Annotated in this window: 11 protein-coding genes and 2 pseudogenes; 9 read left to right on the top strand and 4 right to left on the bottom strand. The window is 48.0% G+C overall.

Annotation, left to right across the window (positions count from 1 at the left end; all coding sequences use genetic code 11):
* From RTK32_RS11690 to RTK32_RS11705, 4 genes and pseudogenes are all read right to left on the bottom strand, one after another.
* Nucleotides 1-210 (bottom strand): annotated as a pseudogene (locus tag RTK32_RS11690) (EscJ/YscJ/HrcJ family type III secretion inner membrane ring protein); the annotation flags it as partial.
* Complete coding sequence (sctI, locus tag RTK32_RS11695) at nt 210-533, bottom strand: type III secretion system inner rod subunit SctI (protein ID WP_312044112.1); 324 nt, start codon at nt 531-533, stop codon at nt 210-212. The pseudogene RTK32_RS11690 and the gene sctI, both read right to left, overlap by 1 nt.
* A 58-nt stretch (nt 534-591) precedes the next feature.
* Nucleotides 592-858: a type III secretion system needle filament subunit SctF gene (gene sctF, locus RTK32_RS11700; RefSeq protein WP_312044114.1), complete on the bottom strand. Its 267-nt coding sequence runs from the start codon at nt 856-858 to the stop codon at nt 592-594.
* Entirely contained in the window at nt 851-2,113 is a 1,263-nt protein-coding gene (locus RTK32_RS11705) for a PrgH/EprH family type III secretion apparatus protein (protein WP_312044116.1), read from the bottom strand. Before RTK32_RS11705 ends, sctF begins: the two co-directional genes overlap by 8 nt.
* A gap of 436 nt (nt 2,114-2,549) precedes the next feature.
* On the opposite strand from RTK32_RS11705, the gene RTK32_RS11710 reads away from it, so the two are divergent.
* The 9 genes and pseudogenes from RTK32_RS11710 to RTK32_RS11750 form a co-directional block, all read left to right on the top strand.
* Entirely contained in the window at nt 2,550-3,380 is an 831-nt protein-coding gene (locus RTK32_RS11710; RefSeq protein ID WP_312044118.1) for a helix-turn-helix domain-containing protein, read from the top strand.
* Complete coding sequence (sctC, locus tag RTK32_RS11715; RefSeq protein ID WP_312044120.1) at nt 3,373-5,154, top strand: type III secretion system outer membrane ring subunit SctC; 1,782 nt, start codon at nt 3,373-3,375, stop codon at nt 5,152-5,154. The genes RTK32_RS11710 and sctC overlap by 8 nt, the downstream gene beginning before the upstream one ends.
* 14 nt (nt 5,155-5,168) lie before the next feature.
* Nucleotides 5,169-6,290, top strand: a complete 1,122-nt coding sequence (sctW, locus tag RTK32_RS11720) for a type III secretion system gatekeeper subunit SctW (RefSeq protein WP_312044122.1) — start codon at nt 5,169-5,171, stop codon at nt 6,288-6,290.
* 47 nt (nt 6,291-6,337) lie between these two features.
* Nucleotides 6,338-8,389 carry an EscV/YscV/HrcV family type III secretion system export apparatus protein gene (locus RTK32_RS11725; protein ID WP_312044131.1) on the top strand — a complete coding sequence of 684 codons (2,052 nt, stop codon included), beginning with the start codon at nt 6,338-6,340 and terminating at the stop codon, nt 8,387-8,389.
* Between the two features lie 12 nt (nt 8,390-8,401).
* Complete coding sequence (locus tag RTK32_RS11730; protein WP_312044123.1) at nt 8,402-8,809, top strand: hypothetical protein; 408 nt, start codon at nt 8,402-8,404, stop codon at nt 8,807-8,809.
* Nucleotides 8,810-8,826: 17 nt separating this feature from the next.
* On the top strand, nt 8,827-10,122 hold the full coding sequence (gene sctN / locus RTK32_RS11735; RefSeq protein WP_312044125.1) for a type III secretion system ATPase SctN: 1,296 nt from the start codon (nt 8,827-8,829) through the stop codon (nt 10,120-10,122).
* 19 nt (nt 10,123-10,141) lie between these two features.
* Nucleotides 10,142-10,567, top strand: a complete 426-nt coding sequence (locus tag RTK32_RS11740; RefSeq protein WP_312044127.1) for a type III secretion system protein — start codon at nt 10,142-10,144, stop codon at nt 10,565-10,567.
* The gene (locus RTK32_RS11745) at nt 10,548-11,660 is read left to right on the top strand and encodes a type III secretion system needle length determinant, SpaN/EivJ family (RefSeq protein WP_312044129.1); all 1,113 of its coding nucleotides are present in this window, start codon (nt 10,548-10,550) and stop codon (nt 11,658-11,660) included. The genes RTK32_RS11740 and RTK32_RS11745 overlap by 20 nt, the downstream gene beginning before the upstream one ends.
* Nucleotides 11,657-12,139 (top strand): annotated as a pseudogene (locus RTK32_RS11750) (type III secretion system protein); the annotation flags it as partial. The gene RTK32_RS11745 and the pseudogene RTK32_RS11750, both read left to right, overlap by 4 nt.

Here is a 12,139-nt window from a genome sequence, read left to right on the forward strand (position 1 = left end):
GGCGGTACTTTCAGACTCCCCGACCGAGACGGTATAGCCAGCCTTAAGATTGCCGTCCTTTTTCGCTGAAATATTGTGCTGCTGCAGAATAGCCAGAACCTGGTTGGCCTGCTCTTGGGTGAGGTTGAAGAGGAGGTTCTCGTCATTACAGGCGCTAAGCATAAAAGTTAACATCACGGCAGCGAGGACGCGTGAATATTTGTTCATCATTATTGCGATTTTTCCAGAGTTTCTATGGTGCTCACCGCCTTGCGTGCGAGAGCACTTATCAGGGAAACGTAGTTACTGTATTCACCCAGATAGTTTTGTAGCATCTGTAGCTTCTCCGGACTGCTGGTGTAATGCGGAGATTGGCTAAGGGTATTAATCACATTTTTAAACTGCGCATCGGTTTCGCTGACTTTAGTAAACGTGCTGGACACTAAATTGTTAAAGTTTCGATCGTGAATGTTTACGGACAGGTTATCTTCAGGGTTAATGGTATTTGGCGAGAGCCGGGTTAATGCCGAAAGGGCTTCATTAAATTGACTCATAATTACTCCACAGTAGAACAGTAGAAAAGGGTACGCGCGTGACACGTACCCAGGTTAATTAACGGAAGTTTTGAATAATGGCCGAGCCAATATCCTTAATGACTTTTACGGTACTTGTCTGGGCGCTACGAAACAGCGTGTATTGCTGTAGCTTAGACTGAAAAAAGGCTAGTTTGGTTGGGTCAGACGGGTCGGTTGCGAGGTTCTCTTGAGCCTTCCCTAATTCATCTTTCATTTTTTGACCACCTGCTTCGAAGTCGGCAGATACTCCATCCAGATAATAGCCATTGTTCGCCGTAATAACAGTGGGTGTGATGTCAGCCATTTAAGTCTCCTTGTTTTAGGGGGAAGTACCAATGACGAGGGTTCAAAAACAGATAGCCATTAGAAGAGTCAACATATGACTTATCCTGTAACCAGTTTTCGTCGAGATTAATTGAAAAATTAATCACGCGGCTTCCCCATTGGTGATTGAACTGTTTAATGAAATGCTGCAAAGAACGTAGAGCGCTGTCGCTCAAGGCATCACGAACCACCAAAGCATAACCACTAGTCGAATTGATTTGGCGGTAGTAAATGTGCAAACGGTCCAGGCCCTGGCGAGCTTCCTGTAATAACTGAGATTTAGTTTTTACCAGGACATTGATGTCGAGAGCAAAAGGGATTTTTTGTAAAACAATAGCGTTGAAGCTTTTTTCTTCTTGTAGGGTTAATCCTCTGTAAAGTGCAATTGTCGGGTGTTGCGGTTTAGAGTAGTCAATTTGTAAAACAGGGTAACCTGCATTCGCCAACTGCGTAATGACGTCATTTCTTTGCTGCGGTAACCAAACAGGAACCACGCTGTCCTTGCCCTGCAATTTGAACAGTGCTTCCCGAGTCCATTCCATTGCCTGAAAGTTCTGGATAAGAACGTAGATAAGATTATTATCACGACCACGAAAAATATCCACAGGCATCGGTGCGCCCGCCAGCGCTTCATTTAATGTTAAAACCTGCCGATCGCTTTCCAGTTTTTCATACCAGATAACGCTTGCGGTAACCACAAGAAGTAAGAGAATAATTGAACCGAAAACGAGAGCATGATTTTTTTTTGCATTAAACTTTTCCAGCTTATCCTGTTCGCTGAATTTAGCATCAAGCGCCGGGGGAAGGTTGAAGTTTTTTATATCTTCAGACCAGTCATCTTCGCTACGTTTGATGGCAAAGCGAATGTGCTCATGCACGAAAACTTCATTTTCCTTCAGCAGCGCCGGGTAGCTTCTGTCTACCCCCTGTACTTCAAGACGATATCCTTCTTCCGATTCTTCATCCCGGAAAAGCGCCGACAAACGCAAGATAATGTTGGGTGACGGCATATCACAGGGTAGGTAAAGCGTATTCTGCGTGTAGGCTGCGGCATGCTCTCCGGGCGACATCGTTCCCATGGCGTTATCCTGGAGTGCAAGCCCCGGGTTGATGATGAGAAAGTAATCGTCTGCTGGAAGGTGGAGTTCACAACCAAACATGGGTCCAAACAGCACCTTCAGGGTGAATTTTTTCAGTGCCTCTGGTACAGGCATATCATCGTTTAATTCGTTCATGTCGCTGTTCATTCAAAGGACCATTAATAATGTAAAATAAGCAATCGAAAGAGCAGGGCCCGTGCGATTTTATCTTAATCTGCACTACAACTTCCTGATGCTAAGCCGTGCCATTTAATAAAAGCGTTTTCAAAAGGAATGAAGTGCCTCGAGCATGAAAAAATTTTTCCATTCGCAATAAATTTTTTTGACGGTATAAGGATATTGCATCTTTAAGACGGCACACTGTAGCGCTATCGACTATTAAACTCAATGTTGCTTGATGATCTTTTGTTGAAGTTTTTTTTATATTTTTTATTTATTTTTTATCTCTTTCAGCTTGCATTGATGAACGAGAGTTTCCTGATATATTTACTGGCACTTCATTTCTAAACACAAACTGAGGTAAGAGAAAACTATGCTAGTTAGCGATACTCAATACCATCAGAAAAACATAATGCGGCAACGCGTAAATGATAGCGCACATGCGGAAATGCCGCTTTACGTGAGTGACGAATGTATGAATTTAAATAACGGCGTGTTGTTTGCGCGACCGCTAAATAGTGAATCCGTTATGAGCATATCTGCCTCAGGGGAACTGAGGGAAAACTATGAAGATCGTCTGAATAATCTTCTTCAACCCATTGTGCTATCGACCCTGGATAACATGGAGATTGCATTCCGGGGTGACTGGATGGTTGAAATACTGCCCATGTCACAGGCCACCACGCTGTTTTCATTCCTGGATTATCAGGCTAAATCTCGCAGCATTAACGCCGAGCCGCGCGTAGGGGAGACAAATACTTCGTTACTGATGCACACCGAGCGGAATCTGGCAATTTTAGTAGAAAATGAATGCAAATCGTTGATGGGGATGTTGATCTTTACCTTGCTAAAGCCTCAAGATAGCCGCCTGGAAAATCTCTTTTCGTTTGTCAGGAATGTCGAAAGCTATTGGATTGCCCATTTTCTGTTATCTCAGGTAATGGATGAAGATAAAGAGAATGACAGTCATAAGATTGGTAATGCCAGTAAGATCTACGGCGTATCTGAATCCTATTTCAGGAAGCTTTGCCACCATGCTTTTACCCGGGGGCCAAAAAAACAGTTACGCCTTTGGCGAGCGGCGCACAGTGCCCTGCAGTTGATTGAAAAAGATAACTCAATTGCGGCTATCGCAGGAAATAATGGCTATTCGTCGTCGTCCCATTTTTCTAGTGAAATAAAATCAATGTTTGGCATTACACCGAGGGAGTTTAAAAAATTGGAAGGCTTGCTTCATGAATAAGAGGATTGCGAAACTGCCGGCCCGCTACCTGCCGTATTTATTGCTGGGCGTATTGAGCTGTAATTCGGCGGTCGGCGCATTATTGGATACCCAGGATTACTCGGGTGGCACGGTTGATGTCCGTAACAGTTCGCGGAATGACGAAAATACCTATGTCGCCAGTAATAACAGCGTTCAACAGCTATTTTTTGTGATCGGTGGCGTGCTGAATAAACCCTTTGTTGTCAGTACGGAAGCAGCCAAAAAACGGATCTCAGGGAATTTCGATCTCAGTAAGCCGAAGGCGCTGTTAAATACCCTGGCTTCACGTACCGGGCTTATCTGGTATGACGATGGCAGTTCTGTGTACGTTTACGATGCCAGCGAAATTAAAAGCAGCATTGTGCGCTTGTCCTATGCGCCGTTTGACCGGCTGGTTGCCTTCATCAAATCCTCAGGGCTGTACGACGCTCGTTTCCCGCTGCGTTCAGACGGGCGCTCTGGCTCTTTTTATGTCTCAGGGCCGCCGGTCTATGTCGAACTTATCGCGGCGGCTGCAAAGTATATTGATGCAACCTATGCCCGTCCCGGAACGGGTGAAAACACGATCCGCGTGATCAAGCTTAAGAATACTTTTGTGAACGATCGCACCTTTACCCAGCGCGACAGCCCTATCACCGTGCCGGGCGTTGCGACGGTGCTGAACCAGCTGCTGAATAACTCAGGCGATAGTCGTGGCGGACGTTCAGCGCCCGCCGGGGCGAACATCACCGTAGATAATGATACGCGAAGTGCGCTTGAGGCCGCTTCGGCCACACAAAAGGGAAATTTTCCGCCGTTGCCTTTTTTTAATTCGGGGTCATCGGCGAAGCGGGGATATGAGTCTGATTCCCTCGGCCAATCGTCGATCAATATTGTCGGCTATTCGGATACCAATAGCTTGCTCATTCAGGGTTCCGAAAGGCAGGTGAGTTTTGTTGAGGATTTAGTCAGCGCAATTGATGTCCCTAAACAGCAGATACAGCTGTCGCTGTGGATCATTGATATTTCGAAGAATGATATTAACGAGCTGGGGGTTCGCTGGCAGGGTGCGGCAAAGATAGGTAATACCGGCGTTACTTTTAATACCAGTTCGCTGACTCCGGAAAACAGCATTCATTTTTTGGCGGATGTATCCGCACTTGCGCAAAAGGGCAATGCACAGGTGGTTTCACGTCCGGAGATCCTGACTCAGGAAAATGTTCCGGCGCTATTTGATAATAACAGCAGCTTTTACGCCAAGCTGATAGGTGAGCGTAACTCCTCACTCGAAAAGATTACTTACGGCACCATGATTAGCGTATTGCCGCGTCTGGCGCAGCGCCAGCAGGAGATTGAGATGATCCTGAATATTCAGGATGGCGGCCTGCCTCTCAACTCTGAGGGTAAAACCGAAAACGTCGACAGCCTGCCAGTGGTGAATAACACCCAGATAAGTACAGAAGCGCGCGTACCCGTGGGCTATAGCCTGTTGGTCGGTGGCTACAGCCGCGACCAGGATGAACATCACAGCGTGGGCATCCCGCTCCTGCGCGACATTCCTGTGTTAGGCAAGCTGTTTGATTACAGCTATACCAGCCACAAGAAAATGGTTCGCTTATTCCTGATTCAGCCAGGTTTACTGGCAAGCGGCGAAATCTGGCAGGGGCGTAAACCGGAGGAAAATAACCCGGTGCTGGGCCGAACCTTGGGGGGGAACGAGGTAACGTTGAAATCGACGGTCTCCATGTTACGTGAAACGATGAAAAACAATTAAGAACCAGGTGAGTTATGGATATTCATTCTGTTGCTGGCGTTGACTTTAATCGCATTGAACCGAAAATCCCGGAAAACCGTAGCGTCGCAGGCCAGCCCCTATTTGATGCGGGCGAAGAAGCGCTGCCTGTTAATTTACAGGAAGAGATGAGTAATGCCGCAGAGGAAATGGCCGATCTCCTCAGCGCATTTGGTCGCTTTAGCAAAGCCGGGCGTAAAAACGACAGCGCAGATAACGATTTTGTTTCCTCTATGCTTGAGGAGCTGGCAGACGAGAAGCTGAACACATTGATTAAGCATGTGGCCAAACTGCGTGACCTCAATAACCTATTGAACTTCGCCCGCCAGCTTTTCCCGGATGACAGCGATCTAATGCTCGCGCTGCGTGAAATGCTGTTAAGCCGCCAGCTGTCTGAACTTCAGAAGAAGAAAATCAAAGAAGCGATCGCCGATTTAGAAAAATTTGGCGACACCAAAAAAATGCAGTCAGGAATGAATGTAGGTCGGCTGGCAAAACGGTTTAGCGACGGTAGCGGTGACAGGCCCCTGTCGGCAAAGGAGCTGCGCAATAGCTATCTTAATTTTCTTGAACTAGAGATGCCCGCAGGCTTTATCTACAAGGACTGGATTGATGTTTACGGTTATCAGAACAGAACGCGCTTATTGGCTTTCACGTTGTCGGCTCTGATTGCTGATATGAAGGCCAATGAACCCGGTATTCATTCTTCTGAATTTGGCCCGCTCAGCGCAAAATTGTCAGATGCACGCTTGCTCCACACGCTGGACCAGCTGCTAAATGAAAGTTTTGCTAAATTCCCGTTTCGGGGACAGATGAGAAACAATCAGCTGATGCTGGGAGAGGCGGATATTGTAGGGCTTTATATAGCGGGTTTAGTGGATACTGACGAATTTAAATTGGCATTAAAAGAGTTCAGTAAAAACTTTATGTCATTGCTGCTGCTCAAGCATCGATCGATGGTCATTCAAGAGCTGCGCAATGTTTATAATATGACGCCTGATTTTCTCTTCGTCGATACGCTATATCGGGAAGTTATTGTCAATCATCTGGCTGCTTTGCTGCGTAAAATGCTCGAAAAAGAGAAAAATACCGGCATCTGGAATGAATATTACAAATAGTCGCAGGCAAACTAGTTTGTCTGCCATGGATTGATGTGCAACTACTCATGCTTAGAAGATTTATTCTCGAAATTCGTGACAGGCCAGAACTTATTATCTTAACGATAATGGTTATGGTCGTGGTGATGTTGATTATCCCGTTGCCAACATACCTGGTTGATTTCCTTATTGGACTTAACCTGACGATGGCACTACTGATTTTCTTGGGTTCTTTTTATATTACAAGGATATTGGATTTTTCGACTTTTCCATCTGTTCTGCTAATTAGTACGATATTCCGTCTGGCAATCTCTATCAGTACCAGTCGTCTGGTGCTGGCGGATGCCGACGCCGGGGAAATTATTGCCAGCTTCGGGCAGTTCGTCATTGCGGATAACCTGGTGGTGGGCTTTGTTATCTTCTTTATCGTTACTATCGTGCAGTTTATCGTCATCACCAAAGGGTCGGAGCGCATCGCGGAAGTGGCTGCACGGTTCTCTTTAGATGCCATGCCGGGCAAACAGATGAGCATTGATGCTGACCTCAAGGCAGGGGTTATCGATGAAAAAGAAGTCAAGCGTCGCCGCAGCGATCTTGAAGCTGAAAGCCAGTTATACGGCGCGCTTGATGGTGCGATGAAGTTTATTAAAGGCGATGCCATCGCGGGGATCATTATTATCTTTGTGAACTTATTAGGTGGGATAGCGGTGGGCACATTACAGCACGGCATGGATTTATCTCATGCGATGTCTGTGTTTACTCTATTGACCATCGGTGATGCTTTGGTTGCACAAATTCCGGCGCTGTTAATCTCCATAAGCGGCGGCCTGATCGTCACTCGCGTAAATAACAGTGAGAATACGAACCTCGGCGCAAAAATCTTGCAGGATATGTTTCACAATAAATTTATCCTGCTTGTTACAGCCGTATTGGCTATTGCTCTGGGGCTATTGCCGGGCTTTCCGTTGCCGGTCTTTGTTCTGCTGGCAGCTCTACTTTTAGGCATATTCATTAAGGATAAAATTGACGCTAAAAAAGGTAAAAAGCCGACAGTTAATTCTATAGAAGAAAATGAAGAACCGGTACTGAAAAGCAAACCGGTGATGATTGACGGGGAGTACATCCCAGAAACGATTCCGCTCATCATTACCGCCTGGAAAGGCTACGAGAACTATTTTCAGGAACATAATTTGTGCTCGTTGCTCAAACGTAACTTCTTTATTGAGTACGGTGTTCGTCTGCCCGAAGTGGTGATGAACTACGACCAGCAAATGGTGCGTGGCAAGCTGAAGGTTGCAATTAATGAAATTCAGGTTGCCACGTATGACATTATACCGGGCATGTGCAAAGTGCTGATGCGTGGCGACGAGCTGCAGGTTATTGACCCTACCGTGCAGGCGGTAGAAACGGCTCAGGGTTTCGCTTATTGGATCCCTGAAGAACGGAGTGAAACCGCCTTACAGCTTGGTTTTTATTCAAGAACGGCGATCGATGAATTCTATGCCTGCGTCTCAACTTTGCTTGTGCACAATATTTCCGAGTTTTTCGGCATTCAGGAGGCCAAAATGCTGCTTGACGATTTGGAGAAAAAATATCCTGAGCTACTCAAAGAGTGTTATCGAAATAATACCGTACAGCGTATTACCGAAGTTTTCCAGCGGCTACTACAGGAGCGTATTTCTATCCGAAATATGCGTCTGATTCTTGAGGCCTTAGTTCAATGGGCACCCAAGGAAAAGGACCCCATTATGCTGGTGGAGCACGTTCGCAGCGTGTTATCACGTTATATCTCTAACCGCTTTGCGGCCAATGGGCAGATTCGCACTCTGGTTATGTCGCACGATATGGAAAGCCTGGTTCGTGGTGGGATTCGCCAAACTTCTGGCGGGACATTTATCAATCTGCCACCACCGGAAACTGAAAGTATTATCAGAAGCTTGGATCAGTGCATTAGCAGCAATGGCGCTAATGCTCGCGATATTATTTTGATGGTGTCACTGGATATTCGTCGCTTCGTGAAAAAAATTATTGAAGGAAGTTACCCGGAAATGGAAGTGCTTTCTTATGGCGATGTTGCATCCGGCGTGGATGTGGATGTCATTGGTTCGTTAGAAAATTAATTGAGGTAATAAATGAAATACGACGTTGTTGCACTGCTCTCCACCATGCTTAAGGATGCCGGGATGGCTGATGTTCTGGATAGCGATTTGAGCAACCACTCAACCATCTCTCTGAATATGAAAGATGATATTCCAACTATTCATGTCAGAAGTGAAGATGATGAAGTATGGGTGTGGGCGAAAATTGTTGAGCAGGCTCCAGCCTCTTTAAGCTATTGCAGCGCGAGCCTTTTGCCGCTGATGCTTAATCATAACGAAAAGTATTTTTACACCGGACAGCCGTGTTTATACCCCGTTGGCGGCAATATTGAACTACGTGCTCAGGTGAAAGAAAAATACCTGCTGGCGCCGGATGATTTTTTATCGATGCTGGATAACTACCTGAGTATTTTACAGGAATACCGCGCCGTACTGGTTTAATTATTGAGGTTCATACAATGGTAGCTCAATGCCTGGTTCATCTGGCACACCCGTTACGTATTCAGGGAAATGTGATTGAAGCGCATTTGCCGGGGACGCGAATCGGTGAGATATGCGAGATTCAGAAATCCTTACTTGAACCCGAAGTGCTGGGGACGGCCCAGGTGATCGGGTTCAATAAGGAGCATACGTTACTGAGCTTGCTTAACGATAATCAGGGCCTTTCACGCAGCAATGTCCTGCTGCCGACCGGCAAGCCTTTTCGTATCGATGTTCATAAAAATATCGCTGGGGCAATCATTGACGCAACCGGTACTGTTCGCGGGCGCCTGGACAACGCCGTGCAGCAGAGTTTGACCGGTGCGCATAGCCTGGAAGCCTGCGGGGCGCCTAAAGATTTTACCCAGCGCAAGCCTGTCGCTGAATCTCTGGTGACCGGCGTCAGGGCAATTGATGGCCTGCTGACCTGCGGTCAGGGACAGCGTATGGGGATTTTTGCGGCGGCGGGGTGCGGCAAAACCTCTTTAATGAGCATGATCGTTGAACATTCCGAAGCGGATATCTACGTCATCGGGCTTATTGGCGAGCGTGGACGTGAAGTCACCGAGTTTGTTGAAGAGCTGAAGCGTTCGTCGCGCTGTTCACAGATCGTACTGGTTTACGCAACGTCAGACCGTTCCTGTGTTGAGCGCTGCAATGCGGCGCAGATTGCCACGACGATAGCCGAGTTCTTTAGCGAGCAGGGTAAAAACGTACTTCTGTTTATAGACTCAATAACCCGCTATGCGCGAGCGCTGCGTGATGTGGCGCTAAGCATGAAAGAGCTGCCCGCCCGAAGAGGCTACCCGGCATCCGTATTTGAGGCCTTGCCGAAATTACTGGAGCGGCCAGGACGGTTTTTAACCGGTTCCATCACCGCCTTTTATACGGTGCTGATTGAAAATGAGGAAGAGCCGGATGTCATTGGCGATGAAGTCCGCTCGATTCTTGACGGGCATATTTATCTCAGCAAAAAGCTGGCCGCGAAAGGACACTATCCGGCGATTGATATTATGCAGAGCATTAGTCGCGTATTTTTACAGGTAACTGACTCGGAACACCGTCAGTTAGCAAAACGCTTTCGTGAATATTTGGTACGTCAAAAAGAGATGCAGCTCTATCTGGATCTCGGCGAATATCGACGCGGCGAGAATCCGGAAAACGATGCCGCTTTTGATCGTAAAAACCAGATGGAAGCTTTTCTTCAACAAAGCATGGGCGAAAAAATCGACATGCAGGCCTGTCTGGAAGGCTTATATGGAAGCGTGGCGTAAAGGGCGAGAGTTTGTCTCCTTGCTGGAGCGCAAACAACAGATTCTGCAGGGCGATATCGTAAAAACGGAAAATCGATTAGCGAAAATAAGGCTGACAATTGCTGAGCATCAGCAGGAGTGCGCGGATATCAACCAGCAGATAAAAATGTTAACCCCTTCCGGTTTACACAGCCGTGCGGATATTTATAAGGGAATAAGACAGCAGGGGGCTTTATTGACTCACCAGCAGTTGGTTCTTCATAAAATAAATCAGCTGGAAAATGAAAAATATAATCTGGAGAACAACCTTGAGCAGCATCGCGCCGCAATGAGCCTGCTGGATAAAAAGCACTACAAACTGTCTTATTATTTGCAGCCGCTGCGCCGCGAATATATACGCCGCTGCGACAATAATGCAGAAAACGAAATTCAGGAGATTGCGGGTTATGGTAGAGAAAGTTTCTAAAGTCAGTATGAACGTTGTGATGAAGGGGGATTCAACGCCGGATGACAACGCGCTGCTGAAACATATTGCGAAAAAGAAAAAGCAGGGTGAGAGCGGCGAGAATATTTCGCTGGTCGCCATGCTACCGCTAGGTGCGCTGGTTCGGTTAACGACGCACTTAGCGCAGGGGGGAGGCCTGCAGAAAACCGAAAAGCAGGCGGCAAAAGAAGTCGTTGCCGCCCCTTTAGACCTTGCCGCCGATGCACGCCAGACGAAGAAAGGTGATGCCCTGCATCGGCAGATAGCGTTGGCCGTTGCTGGTCAGACGGCTACGCCGAACGCAGGCAAAAACGCCCTCGTCGTCCAAAAAGGCGAGGTCACCAGCTCGTTAAGCAACAGGGCTGCGGCGAGCGCATCCAGAACCGAGGGGCAATCCACCACGCCTGTCGCCGTAAATGTTGCCACAAATAAGCTCGTAGACGTAGATACAAAACGTCATCAATCCACCACGCCTGTCGCCGTGAACGTTGCCACAAATACGCTCGTAGATGCGGCTACAGAACGTCATCAATCCACCACGGCTCAGCACCCTCAGGCTGCCGCCGTAGTAAACCCGGGCATCGTCACTACATCAGCCCCTGCGGCTGAAGCGGGCCGCCAGGAAAAGCCGTTACCCATAAAGGAAGATTCTGGCGAAGCAAGACCGCTTTGGCCGGGGGCGAAGCAGTCGGATAACGTGGTGCCAAAGCAGGGCGAAACAGCGGCACAAAGCAGAAATAGTCCCGCAACGCTCCAGCAGCTGAAGACTCAGTCCGATTTGGAAAGCGGGGTGAAAGGCGGAAACAAAGGACAGACGCTCGAAGTCAACTATCAGTTTCAACGCTGGTCCGGTGACCATTCGGTCAGAATTTCGGTGCCAACCGAAGCACGCCGGGAAGGGAATGTCACTTTGCTTCCTTCCGATGCTCGTGCAGCGGATGTGCTGCTCCGTAATATGGGCCATTTGACAGATCTCAGCCCCGATCTTCTGCGCCCACAGCATGAGCGAGATGAGCAGCAGCAACAGCAGCAGCAACAGCAACAGCAACAGCAGCAGGATGAGAATCAGGAATGAGTTTGAGAGGTCATTTACGCAAGCTTGACGGCCGTCAACTGGCGCTTGAGCTGCTGCGTAACTATCACCCCGGCAGCGAGATCGCTGAGTTTAGCGCGCAGGAGCGCTATCTGCAGGTGCAGCTTGAGGATAAGCAGGGTAGCCGGGCACAGGCCTGGCTTAGCGTTGACGCCTGGCTCGGATACATGGATGTCCATCTTCCCGATATCCCCTGGTCGGAGGTTCCCCTCAACTATCTGGCGCGCTGGTTAAACCATCTCGAACTGAGCTTTTTGGTCGAGGAACAGGTGTGGAATGCGGTACAGATTGCGCTACCCGCAGACGCCCTGCCGGAAAATGCGCTTGCGATCCCCGCAGAGCCTTGCCAGCTGCTGTGCCTTGACTGGCCACAGAGCGGGGAGCACGCATTGCATGTACCGGCCATCTCCGCCAGTCAGGTGCCTTTCCAACTGAACTACGTGTTGGGGTACAGCCAACTC

Source organism: Erwinia sp., assembly GCF_031978025.1.
Taxonomy (GTDB): Bacteria; Pseudomonadota; Gammaproteobacteria; order Enterobacterales; family Enterobacteriaceae; genus Erwinia.